This window comes from Neisseria sp. P0016.S008 (assembly GCF_051957775.1).
Lineage (GTDB): Bacteria > Pseudomonadota > Gammaproteobacteria > Burkholderiales > Neisseriaceae > Neisseria > Neisseria flavescens_B.
In genome coordinates this window covers 1-16,201 of the sequence record NZ_JBQCWB010000010.1, presented here as the reverse complement: position 1 = coordinate 16,201, position 16,201 = coordinate 1, and the positions used below count along the sequence as shown (strand labels likewise).

Here is a 16,201-nt window from a genome sequence, read left to right as displayed (position 1 = left end):
AGCTTTTATTTGTAAACATCAAAAAGGCCGTCTGAAAATGCTTTCAGACGGCCTTTGCTTATTAACAAGATTATCCTCGAATCACTTTGCGGATATTCGGATTGGCATGCATTGCATGAATAATCTGATTAACCTGATCCAAGTCTTTGACTTTAATTGTAAATTTAAATTCTACAAAACCTTCTGTTCCTGCTTGCGCTTTGGTTGGCGTATCGACAGATTCAATATCCGCACCGGAATTGGAAATCGCTTGCGCCATTGAGGCCAACAAACCATGCGCATCTTCGGATTTGACGTTGAGGATAGTGCGATACGTTTGATTGCGCAAACTGTCCCAGCCCGCATCGAGTTGCTCTTCCGGATCGGCTTTGACCAAAGTTTGACAGGTATCACGGTGGATAATCATACCCTTGTCTTTGACCAATAAGGCGCGGATCGCATCGCCTGGAATCGGATGGCAACATTCGGCAAAATGAATCCAGCCGGTTTCTTGATCGTTGACTTTGATCGGACTGAGTTTGACCGCACTGCCAAAATGTTGGCCTGCCAACTCGGCAATGTGCATGGCAACGTGTACCGGCAAAGTATGCCCCATACCGACATTGTAAAGAACCTCTTCAAACGAGGTTTGTTTGGTATTCAAATCGGCAAGGTATTTTTCTTTGAGGTCGTCTGAAAGCAGGATGTCTTTAGGCAACAGGCTGGATAAAGCTTTTTGCAGCAGATTCTCACCCAAAACAACGGCATCGTGACGATTCAGATTTTTAATGTATTGGCGGATGGCGCTGCGCGCACGGCTGGAAACGGCAAAGTTCAGCCATGCTACATTAGGCTTGGCATGCTCGGAAGTAATGATTTCTACCGTATCGCCGGTTTTCAGCTTGGTGCGCAACGGCATCATGACGTTATTGATACGCGCGGCGACGGTTTTATGACCGATATTGGTATGAACTGCATAGGCAAAGTCAATCGGCGTCGCCCCTTTAGGCAAGGTAAGGATATCGCCTTTCGGGGTAACGATATAGACTTCGTTAGGGAATAAATCGACTTTGACATGCTCCAGAAACTCGATGGCATTTGAGCTGCTGGCTTGCAGGTCAAGAATATTTTTCATCCATCGGTTCATATGGAGGACGGCTTGGTCCGGAGTATTTTCACCGGATTTATAAATCCAATGTCCGGCGATACCACCCTCAGCCACAGCATCCATTTCACGCGTACGGATTTGCACTTCGATCGGCAAACCGTAAGGGCCGACCAAGGTCGTGTGCAGGCTTTGATAACCGTTGCTTTTCGGAATGGCGATATAGTCTTTAAAACGGCCGGGCTTGGGGTGGTACAAATTATGCAATGCGCCTAACGCAGCGTAACAGGCAGGAATATTGTTTACGATGACCCGAAAGCCGTAAATATCCATCACTTCGGCAAAACGCAGCTTTTTAGCCAGCATTTTTTGATGGATGCTGTATAAGTTTTTCTCGCGGCCTTTGATTTTGGCTTCAATATTGACACCGACCAAACGCTGACTGAATGCACGCAACACTTTGCCGACAACATCGCGGCGATTTTTGCGGCTGTTGTCCATGGCTTTTTTCAGGGTTTCGTAACGTCTTGGGTGGAGGTTTTGGAACGATAAGTCTTGAAGCTCTTGATACGCATTGTTCAGGCCAATGCGGTTGGCGATTTGAGCATAGATTTCGAGGGTTTCTTTGGCGATGCGGCGGCGTTTTTCCGGACGCATAGAGCCAAGGGTACGCATATTGTGCAATCGGTCGGCAAGTTTGACGACGATGACGCGCACGTCTTTAGTCATGGCGAGGATAAGCTTGCGGAAACTTTCTGCCTGATGCTCTGCATGATCTTCAAATTTGAGTTTTTCCAGCTTGGAAAGACCGTCTACCATTTCAGCAATGGTATCGCCGAATTCTGCCGCCATTTCGACTTTGGTTACACCCGTATCTTCCAATACATCGTGCATAACGCCCGCGCAGAGGCCTTGAACATCCATGTGCCAAATCGCAAGCTGCGTGGCAACGGCAAGGGGATGGGTGATGTAGGGTTCGCCGCTTTTACGGGTTTGTCCGTCATGGGCGTGGAAAGCGTAGGCAACGGCTCTTTCAAGCTCGGCCTGCTCATTGGTATTGAGATAGGATGCGGTGCGAAACAAAAGCTCGCGCGCTTCTGCTGTCAACGGATCATAGGGGGCGGTAGGCAGTGGGGCTGGCATTTTCAGACGGCCTTTTATGGCTATTTTTAAGCCGTCAGACTGTATCGGTTGTTATATCGCACCGATACAGTCCGCGCGACGGTTTTATCGGTTTGCCGGTTGGTTTATTTGTTGCGGGTCAGCAGCTCGGTTCCGATTTGTCCGGCTGCGATTTCGCGCAGAGCGGTAACGGTTGGTTTGTTGTTGCGGATGTCGTCAACCAAAGGCGTATTGCCGTTTTCTAATTGGCGTGCGCGACGGGCGGCAACAAGGGTAAGGTCGAAGTGGTTAGGGATTTTACCTGTGCAATCTTCAGTAGTAATACGGGCCATGTTTGCTTGCTTTCTTTCTATGTTTCAAATAAACGGTTATTTTCGCTGTTTTTTAGGAATTTTCCAACAGGTTTGAGATAAATCCCTGTTGAGAGGATTTTTTCAGACGGCCTGCTTTAATAATGTGGAACAAATCGGCTTCGGCACGATCCAAATCGTCATTCACGACGACGTAATCGAACAAAACGGATTGCTCAATCTCATGACGGGCTTTTGAAAGGCGTGTTTGAATAACTTCTTCGCTGTCTGTACCACGGCCGATCAAACGTTGCGCCAATACTTCAAAGGAAGGCGGCAGGATAAAAATGCTGCTGGCTTCAGGCAACGATTTACGCACTTGCGCCGCACCTTGCACATCGATTTCCAAAATTACGTCATAGCCCTCTTCACTCAAGGAATTCACGCCGGCGATGCTGGTGCCGTAATAATTGCCGAACACATTAGCGTGTTCCAAAAAGGCTCTTTGCTCAATCAGTGATTCAAATTCTTCTTTGGGAACAAAGTGGTAATGCACACCATGTGCCTCACCTTCACGCGGCTGGCGTGTGGTATGAGAAATAGAAACACGGATGTCGTCATGATTTTTCAACAGGCGCGACACCAAGGTCGTTTTACCTGTGCCGGAAGCGGCAGAAATGATGTAAATATTGCCTTTTTTATGATTTTGCATGGTGGTTCAGCCGATGGTATGTACCTGTAAATTATAACACAACACAATGTTTCTCGGAATTTCAGACGGCATGTTGCAAAATTTGGCTATTGTATCAATTAATTTGGCAAGTCCGCATATGACCGCTACAATATCGCGTTAAAAACTTTTTGATTTCGGAATGTCGAGATGTTGATTCATCCTGAAGTAATGGGCGTAGAAGCTTTGGCGGACAAAATCCGTAAAATTGAAAACTGGCCGCAAAAAGGGATTTTGTTTCATGACATCACTCCCGTTTTGCAAAGCGCAGAATATTTCCGCCTGCTGGTTGATTTACTGGTTTACCGCTATATGGGGCAAAAGGTTGATGTCGTGGCAGGCTTGGATGCGCGCGGCTTCATCATTGGTGCGGCTTTGGCCTATCAGCTGAACGTCGGCTTTGTCCCCATCCGCAAAAAAGGCAAACTGCCGTTTGATACGGTTTCTCAAAGTTATGCTTTGGAATATGGTGAAGCAACGGTAGAAATCCATACCGACGCCATCAAGCCGGGCGCACGCGTTTTGTTGGTAGATGATTTGGTGGCAACCGGCGGCACAATGCTGGCAGGTGTCGAGCTGATCCGAAAACTGGGCGGCGAAGTAATCGAAGCGGCTGCCATTTTAGAATTTACCGACTTGGACGGCGGCAAAAAAATCCGTGAAAGCGGCGCACCGTTATTTACCCTATGCCAAAATAAAGGCTGTATGTAATATAAAAAACCGCAAGCTAATCAGCCTGCGGTTTTTTATGATCAAAATTATTCGAGAACGTATCCGTCTGTATCCCAAAAAGTTTTTTTCACCAACTGGTCGTCTTTATAAACCAACTCAGATTTCTTCGCACCATCATCATACCAATCCAAAATAATGCCGCTGCGTTTACCGTTGCGAATACTCAATTCAGACACGATGCGGCCATTTTCATCCCAACTGATGATCTCCGTCGGTTTATCATTGCTCATCATCATTTCGGTTTTCGGGCTGCCGTCTGAATACCATTGTTTCCAATGACCATTGGCTTTATCGTGCTTAAATTGGATTTCACTTTCTTTCACACCATTTCGGTAATAGCGGGAACCCACGCCTTCACTCAGACCATTTTGATAAGGCATTACCGCAGATTTTTTGCCGTTTGGATACCAGTTCACCCATTCGCCATGCGGTTTGCCGTTGCGATAGCTGCCAACCATCTTTTTCTGACCGTTGAAATGCCACAGGGTCAGCGTACCATTATCCAACGCCGGCACAAAAACCTTAATCTGACTGGCAGGTACTTCATAAGGATCAGAATATTTTTTCATCGATGGATAGTAAAAATCCTGCACCTGCGCCTTGCCTGCCTCAATCTTGTATTGGCGGACATAAGCAACCGAAGGCATGGTCGCCGTCAGTTTACCGTTTTGATTGAAATAAACGGTATGTTGCTGGGCAAAGGCGGCAACGGGCATACTGAACAAAGCAGCAGCCAACAGGCCTGATTTTAAATAATTATTCATAATATGGAGTTTGGCAGTATATGTTCTACAAAAAGTCAGTAATAAAAATTCACTGACGTTAGAAACTATGATGAATATTATAAGCCATAGTTTCAAAGCCTGCTTGGATTTCATATTCGGCATACCATAGACATTTGTATTTTCTTAAAATATTAAAATTTTTATAAAACAAAGGCCGTCTGAAACTTTTTCAGACGGCCTTTGTTTTATTTATATCAAAATAAACTATTCTTCACCCAGTAATTGCTCGCGGGTCAACAGGAATACAAACCCATCGCCACCGCTGGTTTCCAACCAAGTAAACGGTAATTCGGGATAAGCCGCTTCCAATACCTCACGGTTGTGACCGATTTCAACCAGCAATACACCTTTCGGATTCAAATATTTCGCCGCTTGCAGGATAATTTGACGTGTAGCATCCAAACCATCTTCGCCACTGCCCAAAGCCAATTCCGGCTCATGCAGGTATTCATCAGGCAACGCCTCCACAGATTCCGCGTCGACATAAGGCGGATTGGAAACGATTAAGTCATAGGTTTCATCCAATCCTTCAAACAAATCGGTATGCACCAAGCTGATGCGGTCTTCCAAACCATAATCTTCAATATTGATCGCGGCTACTTCCAGCGCATCCAAGCTTAAATCAACGGCATCGATTTGTGCGTCGGGATAGTGATGCGCCATTTGAATGGCCAAACAGCCGCTACCGGTACACAAATCCAAAGCACGATGCACCAATTCATCGTGTTCAATCCAAGGACGGATACCGTCGCCAAGCAATTCGTAAATAAAAGAACGAGGCACAATAACGCGCTCATCAACATAAAAATCAAACTCGCCCTGCCATGCCTGATGCGTCAGATACGCGGCAGGAATATGCTCAACCGCACGGCGTTCGATAATCGACAACACTTCCTCCTTCTCACTTTGCAATAATTTGGCATCCAAATAAGGCTCCAACGTATCCAAAGGCAGGTTCAAAGTGTGCAAAATCAGATAGGCTGCCTCGTCATGGGCATTATCACTTCCGTGTCCGAAAAACAGTCCGGCATCATTAAAACGGCTGACGGCGAAACGCAATAAATCGCGAACAGTGGTCAGCTCTTGAGCAGCTTGGTTGAACATAATGTTTTGTCTTGTCAATTTAAGAATGTTGAAATTATAACAGAAAGGCCGTCTGAAAACTTTTCAGACGGCCTTCGATTTAATTCAGCTTAAGATTATTTATCGCGGCTGAATACGATTTTAGTAGCTTGGATAGCAACGCAGACAGCACCACCGATGAAGATCAAGTCAGCAGCGGTACGAACCCAACGCAGGGTATCCAGGATTTCCATTTGCAGGAACTCTTCGCTACGTGCATACCACAGACCATGAGTGATAGAAGCGTAAGCTTGAATCACGCCAACCGGCAACAGGCTGATGGCAATCATACCCACCAGACCGCCGTTTAGCAGCCAGAAGCCCCAAGTCATCAGTTTGTCGTCAAATTGAACATTAGGTTTCAAGTAGCGTGCAACCAGCAATACGAAGCCCAGAGCCAAGAAACCATACACACCGAACAGAGCCGCGTGAGCGTGAACTGCAGTAGTGTTCAGACCTTGGATGTAGAACAGGGAAATCGGCGGGTTAATCAGGAAGCCGAATACGCCGGCACCGATCATGTTCCAGAAGGCAACTGCTACGAAGCACATCAGAGGCCAACGCAGACGTTTCGCCCAGTCGGACAAGTGTTGGTAAGACCAGTGTTCGTAAGCTTCACGACCCAGCAGAACCAAAGGTACCACTTCCAATGCGGAGAAACATGCACCGATTGCCATAGAAGCAGAGGTAGAGCCGGAGAAGTACAAGTGGTGCAATGTACCTGGGATACCGCCCAACATGAAGATGGCGGCAGCTGCCAGAGTAGAAGCAGTAGCAGTACTACGGCGAACAAAGCCCATGTTGTAGAAGATAAATGCGAAGGCAGCAGTAGCGAACACTTCGAAGAAGCCTTCTACCCACAGGTGAACCACCCACCAACGCCAGTATTCCATCACGGCGATTGGAGATTTTTCACCGTAGAACAGGCCAGGAGCGTAGAACACACCCACACCGACCATAGAAGCTACGAAGATAGCCAACAGGTTTTTGTCTGTACCTTTTTCTTTAAAGGCAGAGCCGGTGCAACGCAACATCAGGAACAGCCACAACAGCAAGCCGACCATCAGCAGAAGTTGCCAGAAACGACCCAAATCCAAGTATTCGTAACCTTGGTGACCGAACCAGAAGTTCAGCTCAGGTGGAATGATGTGAGTCAAAGCAAAGAAGTTACCTGCGTAAGAACCGCCGACTACGATGAACAGGGCGATGTACAGGAAGTTTACACCGGCACGTTGGAATTTAGGATCTTTACCGCCGTTCACAATCGGAGCCAAGAACAGACCTGCTGTCAGGAAGCCGGTTGCAATCCAGAAAATAGCGGATTGGATGTGCCAAGTACGGGTCAGCGCATATGGGAACCAGTCGGCCATTTCAAAGCCCAGTGCGGTATCGATACCGTAGAAGCCTTGACCTTCGACAGTATAGTGAGCGGTCAAACCACCCAACAGTACTTGTACGACAAACAGCGCAACAGTCAGGAATACATATTTGCCCAACGCTTTTTGAGAAGGAGTCAGTTGTACTTTAGAGATAGGATCTTCAGTAGGTACTTCAACCTCTTCATGTTTGGTCAAGAAAGAGTAACCCCACATCAGCAAGCCGATACCCATCAGCAACAATACCACGCTGGTAAAAGACCACATGTAGTTTTCAGTAGTCGGTACGTTGTTGATCAAAGGCTCGTGCGGCCAGTTGTTGGTGTAAGTGAAGTTCTCGTTAGGACGGTTGGTCGAAGCAGACCAAGAAGTCCAGAAGAAGAAGTTGAACAGTTTTTCACGCGCTTCTTGGCTTGGCAATGTGTTGTTTTTCATTGCAAAGTGTTCGCGAGTGGTTTGGAACTTAGGATCGTCGCTGTACACACCGTGGTAGTAAGGCAGGATGCTTTCAATCGCTTTCACGCGGGTTTCGCTGACAACGACAGAGCCATCTTCCTTAACACGGCTTTGGTTGCGGTATTCGTCAGCCAAACGTGTTTTCAGAACGGCTTGTTCTTCAGGAGAAACTTCGTCAAATTTTTTGCCGTAAGTTTCTTGCGCAGTCAGATCCAACCATGCAATCAGCTCGCGGTGCAGCCAGTCGGCAGTCCAGTCCGGAGCTTGGTATGCACCGTGACCCAATACAGAGCCGACTTCCATACCGCCGGTAGTTTGCCATGCAGATTGACCTGCCAAAATATCGTCTTTGGTCATCAGGACTTTACCGGATGCAGAAACGACTTGTTCAGGGTATGGCGGAGCCTTTTTATAGACTTCGCTACCCATATAACCAAGAATGGTAAAGCATACTGCCAGCACGGCAAACAGCAAGTACCAAAGCTTCTTGTACTGTCCCATTTTAAGTACTCCTTAATTTTGGTAAAAAGTGGTTGGGTGGTATTAAATTCATCAAATATGAATGTTAAAGATTGTATCACGATTTAATAAGTAAAGAAATATTTTGTCAATAATATTCCTTTAAAACCATTAACTTATATGATATTGATTCCTATTTGCCTATAAAAATCCTCCTTTATCGTATTTTGTGTTAAGTTTTCGCTAACATTTTCACACAAAAATAAACTTTTCGATGTATTTTTTTATACTTCTAAAGGAGTATTTAGGGATTAAAAGATTCATATTCCCTGAACAATTTGATTTACATCAAAATATGACCAAACAAGCGCCTACATAATCATACAAAATTTCAAACCATCCTATCAGGATCTTACTTTTCTTACTATAAGGAAACTTTAAACATGAAACGCCAAACCTTAGCCGCACTTATCGCTTCTGTATTTGCACTGGCCGCATGCGGCGAGCAAGCTGCTAAACCTGCTGAAACTCCAGCTGCTACCGCTTCTGCTGAAGCTCCTGCTGCTTCCGACTCACAAGCTGCTGCCGAGACTCCTTCTTCAGAACTGCCTGTAATCGATGCTATCATGACTCACGCTCCGGAAGTTCCACCTCCAACTGATCGCGATCATCCGGCTAAAGTACGCGTTAAAATGGAAACCGTTGAAAAAACCATGACCATGGAAGACGGTGTTGAGTACCACTACTGGACATTCAACGGCGACGTTCCAGGTCAAATGATCCGTGTACGCGAAGGCGATACTGTTGAAGTTGAATTCTCTAACAATCCTTCTTCTACCGTTCCTCATAACGTTGACTTCCACGCTGCAACCGGTCAAGGCGGTGGTGCAGAAGCTAGCTTTACTGCTCCTGGCCATACTTCTACCTTCAGCTTCAAAGCACTGCAAGCTGGTTTGTACATCTACCACTGTGCCGTTGCTCCTGTAGGTATGCACATCGCCAACGGTATGTACGGTTTGATCTTGGTTGAACCTAAAGAAGGCCTGCCTAAAGTGGACAAAGAGTTCTACATCGTACAAGGTGACTTCTATACTAAAGGTAAAAAAGGTGCTCAAGGCCTGCAACCTTTCGATATGGATAAAGCGATTGCTGAACAACCTGAATACGTTGTATTCAACGGTCACGTAGGCTCTATCGCCGGCGACAACGCTCTGAAAGCTAAAGCTGGTGAAACCGTTCGTATGTACGTTGGTAACGGTGGTCCTAACTTGGTATCTTCTTTCCACGTTATCGGCGAAATCTTCGACAAAGTATATGTTGAAGGTGGTAAACTGATTAACGAAAACGTACAAAGCACAGTTATTCCTGCCGGTGGTGCCGTTATCGTTGAATTCAAAGCCGACATCCCGGGCAGCTATACTTTGGTTGACCACTCTATCTTCCGTGCATTCAACAAAGGTGCTTTGGGTCAATTGAAAGTTGAGGGTGATGAAAACCCTGAAATCATGACCAAAAAACTGAGCGACACCGCTTACCAACCTGCCGGTGCTGCCGCTTCTGCTCCAGCAGCTGCGTCTGGTGCTTCTGAAGCCGCTAAATAATCTCTCGGTTTAATACGCCAAGCCACTGCTGCCCTACTCTTTAGAGCCGCAGTGGCTTCCATCACGATTAATCTTCCTGTTCAATCAGACAGATTGATTTTTCAGACGGCCTTGTTATGATTAGGCTATCTGAAAAATAAATTTCCTGTTTCAATCGATAATAAGGGCGTACCATGAAACTCATACGACTCCTCCTCTTAGGCAGTGCCTTAATCTGCGGCAATACATTTGCTGCCGAAATGGTAAAAATCGAAGGAGGCAGCTACCGTCCTCTCTATCTCAAAAAAGAAACTTCCCTTATTAAAGTCAAACCCTTCCAGCTTGACAAATATCCGGTGACTAATGCTGAGTTTGCCGAATTTGTGAACACACATCCGCAATGGCAAAAAGGCAAAATCAATTCCAAACATGCTGAAAAAGCTTACCTGAAACATTGGGTAAAAAACGGCAGCAACAGTTTTGCGCCTAAAGCCAGCGAACTCAAACATCCGGTAACCAATGTTTCATGGTTTGCCGCCAATGCCTACTGCGTTTCCAAAGGCAAACGTCTGCCGACTATTGACGAATGGGAGTTTGCAGGCTTGGCTTCTGCCACTCAAAAAGACGGCTCTGCCGAGCCTGGCTATAACCGCACCATCTTGGATTGGTATGCAGACGGCGGCCGCAACGGCCTGCGCGACATCGGTAAAAGCAAACCCAACTACTGGGGTGTATATGATATGCATGGCCTGATTTGGGAATGGACTGAAGACTTCAACAGCAGCCAACTCTCTGCCGGCTCGTCCAACACACAAATGTTCTGTAGCGGCGCATCCGTGGGCTCGAGCGACCCGTCCAACTATGCGGCATTCTTACGCTACGGCATCCGTACCAGCCTGCAGTCCAAATATGTTTTAAATAACTTGGGCTTCCGCTGTGCGAGCAAATAAAGTTTAGTTTTTATCACCAAAGCAGCTTTGGCGGTACTGAAAGGTATCGCCGCTTTTTTTGGCCGTCTGAAAAGATATGGCGCACAAAGACAAATTGTGGCATAATCCGCCCGTCTTTATAAAAAGGCACTTAGGAGTTTGCTTAGGTCGTTCGGCTTGGCAAACTTGTCCGAACCTGAAAAGGTTCTTTTATTTTCGGAGTTATCCATCATGGCATTGACCGTAGAACAAAAAGCACAAATTGTTAAAGATTTCCAACGCAAAGAAGGCGATACCGGTTCTTCTGAAGTACAAGTCGCTCTGTTGACTTTCCGCATCAACGACCTGACTCCTCACTTCAAAGCCAACCCTAAAGACCACCACAGCCGTCGCGGCCTGTTGAAAATGGTTAGCCAACGTCGTCGCCTGTTGTCTTACCTGCGTCGTACTCAGCCTGATACTTACCGTACACTGATTACCCGCCTGGGTCTGCGTAAATAATTTATGCTTAAAATCAACACCGCCTTTGGGCGGTGTTTTTATTCATATACCCATGCCGTCTGAAACACAGGCCCACGCTCTGTGTTATACTTCCACACGCTTAAGCAGCAAGGCTTAAACTCCCAATCACTCCTTAAAGCTCCCATCAAAGCGAGAATCTGAATTGTCTGTTCATTCCATGTTGCACTCAGGAAAATTTTGGCTGAAAACCCTGGTTTTCAGCATTACCGCGCTTTTATGCCTCGCGGCGGTATTGAGTGCCTTAATGTTCCGCATATTCAATACAGAAAACATCGACGCGTTCATACAAAAAAACTTTTCCGCCCATGGCTGCCAAGTTAAATACAATGCCAATATCAGCAGAAAATGGCTGCCGCGCCCTACGCTTATTTTAAAAGACCTCAGCCTTTCATCTTCCGAGCCTGATACGCCGACACTGAACATTGCCGAATCCAAAATGGGCTTTGGCTGGAGCAGCCTATGGTCAGACACCCCCATTCTTGAAAAATGGATTCTTTCCAATCCATCCCTGACACTGGGTCCAAAAAACCACCTGCCTGCCTGCCTGCAACAAAACCATGCATCAAAAGAAAGCTTCCAGCTCAACCGCATCATCATCAATAGCGGCAGCATCCGCTATCACAATAAAGAGCAGGATATTGCCTTAAACAATCTGCAATTTTCCCTGCGCAGAGCCGATTCAGACGGCCGTCCATTCGATATCAGCGGCACACTGCAAAACATCGGCAACCCCATCAGTTGGCAAGGCGTCGGTCATCTTGTACAAGATGATGCCGGCTGGAGCGTTCCAACCCTCAAATTGAACCTGCAAACCGTATTGCTCAAAAACAAGCTGGATGCCCAAATCGCAGGCAGCCTTAATTGGCAAAACCAAACTGCCCTTTTGCGCGACTTCAATCTGCAAGCCGAAAGCGACTATCAAAACTTGCATATCAACGCACGTTCTCCCCTCTTGCAATTTAAAAATGGCTATTTGCACCTCAACACACTCAACGGCGCATTGACCGCCGGCAGTGAAAACAACCAATGGGACGGTTCATTCAAACTGGACAAAGCCAACCTCTACGCAACCGTTTTGACCGCCGCCAATTTTGAACTCAAAGGCAGCCATAAAAACGACCGTCTCCAAACCAACTTTACCTTTTCCAGCCCTTTGGTTTGGCAAAAAGGCAAAGGCATTGATGCGCCAAAACTGCACCTCAGCACCCTGCAAGACACCATCAACCGCCTCCCCCGCCCCCGATTCATCAGCACCCTTGAAGGACAGGCCAATTTCAGCCTCAATACATGGGAAGGCCGTCTGAAAGGCGCATTTGACAGACAAGCCCTCGCCTTGGTCTTTAAATACCAACGCGATGCCCAGCCGCGCCCGCACCTTGACGCCGGTATCGCTTTACAAAAACTGAATCTGACCCCTTACTTAGAAGACCTGAAAAACCAGCCGTCGCTCAGTCTTCCTTCCCTGCTGGTCAAATCCTGGTTGCCCGACATTGAGGTCAACCTCCAAATCGGCAGCATTCAAACTGCCGGCCTGCAATTAGAAAACGTCGAATCCCTGCTTACCGCCGATAAAGAACATATTGCCCTGCACCGTTTCAAAGCCGGGCTTTATGGCGGTAAAACCGAGGGCGGCCTGAGCATTGCGGCGACCCAACCTGCTTCCTACCACCTTCAGCAAAACGCAAAAGGCATACAAATTCAACCTCTGCTGCAAGACCTGTTCGGTTTCCACAGCTTCAGCGGCAGCGGCGACGCCGTTATCGACATTAAAACCACCGGCAACGACCGCGCCCAAATGATACAAGCCCTAAACGGCAGCCTGCTCCTCGATATTACCAACGGCGCATGGCACGGTATCGATATGGACAGCATTCTGAAAAACGGCATCTCTTCGGAAAAAATCGACAACAGCAACCTCAAAACCCCTTTCCATCATTTCACCCTCAATAGCGAAATTGAAAAAGGCATCAGCCATCATATCAACACCGAACTGTTTTCCGACAGCCTGCACGTTGTCAGCAGCGGCTATACCGATTTGAATACCCAAAAGCTATCGGAAAACCTGCTTATCAGCAATGTACTGCAGCCTAAAAACAAACCGATTCCCCTAAAAATCGGCGGAACCGTACAAAACCCATCCATTACCCTTGATTACAGCCGCTTGACCAATGGCATGAACACACCAGCAGAAAAACAAAAAGCCCTGCAAGAAACCATACAAGAACAATGGAAGTGGCTCAAACCACGCTAGGTTTTCAAATCAAAGGCCGTCTGAAACCCAAAAAGTTTCAGACGGCCTTTTAACAGATACATCGTCAGAATAAGATGTTTACTTAGGAATGACCATATACACAATCAGTGCAACAATGATGGCAAACCATATAGCCAACATTATCAAGCCTTTTTTAGAGAATTTTCTTTTTCTCCAATCGAGCCTCAATATTTCTATCGTACCCTCCAACATAGACCTAATTATTTCCATCAATATTTGAATTAGAAATTCCAATAAATCCGACATCTACAAACCCAAACGCTCCCAAATCTCATCGATTTTGGCCGTAACGGCAGGGTCTTTTTTGATCACACGCCCCCATTCGCGGTCGGTTTCACCCGGCCATTTGTTAGTCGCATCCAAACCCATTTTGCCGCCGAGTCCGCTGACGGGGCTGGCGAAGTCGAGGTAGTCGATGGGTGTGTTTTCCATCAAAACGGTATCGCGCACGGGATCCATGCGCGTGGTGACCGCCCAGATGACTTCTTTCCAGTCGCGCACGTCCACATCGTCATCGACCACGATGATGAATTTGGTGTACATAAACTGGCGCAGAAACGACCAGCAACCCATCATCACGCGCTTGGCGTGTCCGGCGTACTGTTTTTTCATGCTGACCACCGCCATGCGGTAGGAGCAGCCTTCGGGCGGCAGGTAGAAATCGGTGATTTCGGGGAACTGCTTTTTCAAAAGCGGTACGAACACTTCGTTCAACGCCACGCCCAAAACGGCAGGCTCATCGGGTGGTTTGCCTGTGTAGGTGGAATGGTAAATCGGGTTTTCGCGCATGGTAATGCGTTCGACCGTAAACACAGGGAAATGATCCTGCTCGTTGTAATAGCCGGTGTGGTCGCCGTATGGGCCTTCCAACGCGGTTTCGTTGGGATGAATCACGCCTTCCAGCACGATTTCTGCACGGGCAGGCACTTGCAAATCGTTGCCGATACATTTCACCAGCTCCGTCCGCGAACCGCGCAGCAGTCCGGCAAATTGGTATTCGCTCAAGGTATCTGGAACAGGCGTTACCGCGCCCAAAATGGTAGCAGGGTCGCAACCGAGCACGACGGCGACAGGATACGGCGTATCGGGATTGAGTTTGCGGAATTCCTGATAATCCAACGCGCCGCCGCGATGCGACAGCCAGCGCATAATCAGCTTGTTTTTGCCGATTAATTGTTGGCGGTAAATGCCGAGATTTTGGCGTTTTTTGTGCGGACCGCGTGTGACAGTCAAGCCCCACGTTACCAGCGGCGCAACGTCTTCCGGCCAGCAATGCTGAATCGGAAGTTTATACAAATCAACGTCTTCACCTTCCCACACGATTTCCTGACACGGCGCATTTTTCACCACGTTCGGCGCCATGCTCCAAATGTCTTTCAGCAACGGCAGTTTGGAAAACGCGTCTTTAATGCCTTTGGGCGGTTCGGGTTCTTTCAGATACGCCAGCGTCTGCCCGATTTCGCGCAACTTGGACACACTGTCCGCACCCATGCCCAGCGCCACGCGTTCGGGCGTGCCGAACAGATTCGCTAAGACAGGATAATCATAACGCGTACCATCAGGCTTAATCGGGTTTTCAAACAGCAACGCCGGCCCTTCGGCACGCAACACGCGGTCGGCGATTTCGGTCATTTCCAAATGCGGCGACACCGGATGCTGAATGCGCTTGAGTTTGCCATCAGCTTCCAATCCGGCGATAAATTCTCGCAGATCTCTGTATTTCATGATTTCATTTTCCTGAACAGGCCGTCTGAAAACAGACTGCCATTTCGGGTTTGAAAGATAAACCAGCGGCTATTGTACCTGCCAAATCCGTCCATATCCCAACTTTCCACGCCCGAATTTCTAGATTTTTTGCAAACTACCGTCAAATTTAAACAATATCTGCTTGTGATTGCTTTCAGACGGCCTTATCTTTGGTAAAATTCCAACTTAATCCAGTCATCAATCAATATTTATCGTGGGACGGCGGCCATGTTTGCAATTTTAGAATCTTTTTTCGTTGAATACGGCTATGCGGCCGTGTTTTTCGTTTTGGTTATTTGCGGCTTCGGTGTGCCGATTCCTGAAGATTTGACGTTGGTAACCGGCGGTGTGATTTCCGGCCTGGGTTATACCAACTCGCATATTATGTTTGCCGTCGGCATGCTCGGCGTATTGGTAGGCGACGGCTTTATGTTTGCGGCCGGCCGGATTTGGGGACAAAAAATCCTTAAATTCAAACCGATTGCGCGCGTGATGACACCCAAACGCTATGCCCAAGTGCAGGAAAAATTCGACAAATACGGCAACTGGGTTTTATTCGTCGCCCGTTTCCTGCCCGGCCTGCGTACCGCTGTTTTCGTGACTGCAGGCATCAGCCGCAAGGTTTCCTACCTGCGCTTTATCCTGATGGACGGCTTGGCCGCGCTGATTTCCGTTCCGGTTTGGATTTATCTGGGCGAATACGGAGCACGCAATACCGACTGGCTGATGAAAAAAATGCACAGCCTGCAATCCGGTATCTTTGCGGTACTGGGCATCGGCGCAGTCATTGTCGGCTGGATTTGGTGGAGAAAACACCGCCGCCATACCTTCTTCCGTGAAAAACTGCACGAAAAACGCGCTGCAAAAGCCAAGAAACAAACCAATCAATAAACCATTCCAGGCCGTCTGAAACACTTCCCCGCTTTCAGACGGCCTCAATCATTCATCAGAAACACCATGAAACAAAAAATCTTCGTCCTCTACACCGGCGGCACC

13 protein-coding genes are annotated in these 16,201 nt (G+C 47.5%); 6 read left to right on the top strand and 7 right to left on the bottom strand.

Going from position 1 to position 16,201, the window contains the following annotated elements:
- Positions 1–70: 70 nt before the first annotated feature.
- The 3 genes from ACTHS8_RS10330 to gmk all read right to left on the bottom strand — a co-directional run bounded on the left by ACTHS8_RS10330 (position 71) and on the right by gmk (position 3,208).
- Entirely contained in the window at positions 71–2,227 is a 2,157-nt protein-coding gene (locus tag ACTHS8_RS10330) for a RelA/SpoT family protein (RefSeq protein WP_440373657.1), read from the bottom strand.
- Positions 2,228–2,331: 104 nt separating this feature from the next.
- Positions 2,332–2,538 (bottom strand): DNA-directed RNA polymerase subunit omega, encoded by a 207-nt coding sequence (gene rpoZ, locus ACTHS8_RS10325; RefSeq protein ID WP_003682294.1) that lies wholly within the window; start codon positions 2,536–2,538, stop codon positions 2,332–2,334.
- A gap of 52 nt (positions 2,539–2,590) precedes the next feature.
- Positions 2,591–3,208, bottom strand: a complete 618-nt coding sequence (gene gmk, locus ACTHS8_RS10320; protein ID WP_003686079.1) for a guanylate kinase — start codon at positions 3,206–3,208, stop codon at positions 2,591–2,593.
- Between the two features lie 168 nt (positions 3,209–3,376).
- On the opposite strand from gmk, the gene ACTHS8_RS10315 reads away from it, so the two are divergent.
- Positions 3,377–3,937, top strand: coding sequence for an adenine phosphoribosyltransferase (locus ACTHS8_RS10315; protein WP_003682296.1), 561 nt, complete (start codon positions 3,377–3,379; stop codon positions 3,935–3,937).
- A gap of 47 nt (positions 3,938–3,984) precedes the next feature.
- On the opposite strand, the gene ACTHS8_RS10310 is transcribed toward ACTHS8_RS10315, so the two are convergent.
- From ACTHS8_RS10310 to ACTHS8_RS10300, 3 genes are all read right to left on the bottom strand, one after another.
- Positions 3,985–4,722: a toxin-antitoxin system YwqK family antitoxin gene (locus ACTHS8_RS10310; RefSeq protein ID WP_063076009.1), complete on the bottom strand. Its 738-nt coding sequence runs from the start codon at positions 4,720–4,722 to the stop codon at positions 3,985–3,987.
- A gap of 225 nt (positions 4,723–4,947) precedes the next feature.
- The gene (prmB, locus tag ACTHS8_RS10305; protein ID WP_063076008.1) at positions 4,948–5,847 is read right to left on the bottom strand and encodes a 50S ribosomal protein L3 N(5)-glutamine methyltransferase; all 900 of its coding nucleotides are present in this window, start codon (positions 5,845–5,847) and stop codon (positions 4,948–4,950) included.
- Between the two features lie 95 nt (positions 5,848–5,942).
- Positions 5,943–8,198 (bottom strand): nitric-oxide reductase large subunit, encoded by a 2,256-nt coding sequence (locus ACTHS8_RS10300; protein ID WP_440373656.1) that lies wholly within the window; start codon positions 8,196–8,198, stop codon positions 5,943–5,945.
- 401 nt (positions 8,199–8,599) lie between these two features.
- On the opposite strand from ACTHS8_RS10300, the gene nirK reads away from it, so the two are divergent.
- The 4 genes from nirK (at position 8,600) to ACTHS8_RS10280 (ending at position 13,438) form a co-directional block, all read left to right on the top strand.
- Positions 8,600–9,757, top strand: a complete 1,158-nt coding sequence (gene nirK / locus ACTHS8_RS10295; protein WP_063076006.1) for a copper-containing nitrite reductase — start codon at positions 8,600–8,602, stop codon at positions 9,755–9,757.
- Positions 9,758–9,930: 173 nt separating this feature from the next.
- Positions 9,931–10,686: a formylglycine-generating enzyme family protein gene (locus ACTHS8_RS10290; RefSeq protein ID WP_440373655.1), complete on the top strand. Its 756-nt coding sequence runs from the start codon at positions 9,931–9,933 to the stop codon at positions 10,684–10,686.
- A 210-nt stretch (positions 10,687–10,896) separates the two neighbouring features.
- Entirely contained in the window at positions 10,897–11,166 is a 270-nt protein-coding gene (gene rpsO, locus ACTHS8_RS10285; RefSeq protein ID WP_003679932.1) for a 30S ribosomal protein S15, read from the top strand.
- A gap of 178 nt (positions 11,167–11,344) precedes the next feature.
- The gene (locus ACTHS8_RS10280) at positions 11,345–13,438 is read left to right on the top strand and encodes an AsmA family protein (RefSeq protein WP_440373654.1); all 2,094 of its coding nucleotides are present in this window, start codon (positions 11,345–11,347) and stop codon (positions 13,436–13,438) included.
- A 267-nt stretch (positions 13,439–13,705) separates the two neighbouring features.
- Here ACTHS8_RS10280 and ubiD read toward each other — a convergent pair whose 3' ends face one another.
- Entirely contained in the window at positions 13,706–15,184 is a 1,479-nt protein-coding gene (gene ubiD / locus ACTHS8_RS10275; protein ID WP_440373653.1) for a 4-hydroxy-3-polyprenylbenzoate decarboxylase, read from the bottom strand.
- 249 nt (positions 15,185–15,433) lie between these two features.
- Here ubiD and ACTHS8_RS10270 point away from each other — a divergent pair, with 249 nt between their 5' ends.
- Entirely contained in the window at positions 15,434–16,096 is a 663-nt protein-coding gene (locus tag ACTHS8_RS10270; RefSeq protein WP_440373652.1) for a DedA family protein, read from the top strand.
- The last annotated feature ends 105 nt before the right edge of the window (positions 16,097–16,201 follow it).

Bases quoted from the DNA above. Each gene is read 5' to 3' on its own strand.
- ACTHS8_RS10330 (WP_440373657.1), bottom strand. From the start codon at position 2,227: ATGCCAGCCCCACTGCCTACCGCCCCCTATGATCCGTTGACAGCAGAA.
- rpoZ (WP_003682294.1), bottom strand. From the start codon at position 2,538: ATGGCCCGTATTACTACTGAAGATTGCACAGGTAAAATCCCTAACCAC.
- gmk (WP_003686079.1), bottom strand. From the start codon at position 3,208: ATGCAAAATCATAAAAAAGGCAATATTTACATCATTTCTGCCGCTTCC.
- ACTHS8_RS10315 (WP_003682296.1), top strand. From the start codon at position 3,377: ATGTTGATTCATCCTGAAGTAATGGGCGTAGAAGCTTTGGCGGACAAA.
- ACTHS8_RS10310 (WP_063076009.1), bottom strand. From the start codon at position 4,722: ATGAATAATTATTTAAAATCAGGCCTGTTGGCTGCTGCTTTGTTCAGT.
- prmB (WP_063076008.1), bottom strand. From the start codon at position 5,847: ATGTTCAACCAAGCTGCTCAAGAGCTGACCACTGTTCGCGATTTATTG.
- ACTHS8_RS10300 (WP_440373656.1), bottom strand. From the start codon at position 8,198: ATGGGACAGTACAAGAAGCTTTGGTACTTGCTGTTTGCCGTGCTGGCA.
- nirK (WP_063076006.1), top strand. From the start codon at position 8,600: ATGAAACGCCAAACCTTAGCCGCACTTATCGCTTCTGTATTTGCACTG.
- ACTHS8_RS10290 (WP_440373655.1), top strand. From the start codon at position 9,931: ATGAAACTCATACGACTCCTCCTCTTAGGCAGTGCCTTAATCTGCGGC.
- rpsO (WP_003679932.1), top strand. From the start codon at position 10,897: ATGGCATTGACCGTAGAACAAAAAGCACAAATTGTTAAAGATTTCCAA.
- ACTHS8_RS10280 (WP_440373654.1), top strand. From the start codon at position 11,345: ATGTTGCACTCAGGAAAATTTTGGCTGAAAACCCTGGTTTTCAGCATT.
- ubiD (WP_440373653.1), bottom strand. From the start codon at position 15,184: ATGAAATACAGAGATCTGCGAGAATTTATCGCCGGATTGGAAGCTGAT.
- ACTHS8_RS10270 (WP_440373652.1), top strand. From the start codon at position 15,434: ATGTTTGCAATTTTAGAATCTTTTTTCGTTGAATACGGCTATGCGGCC.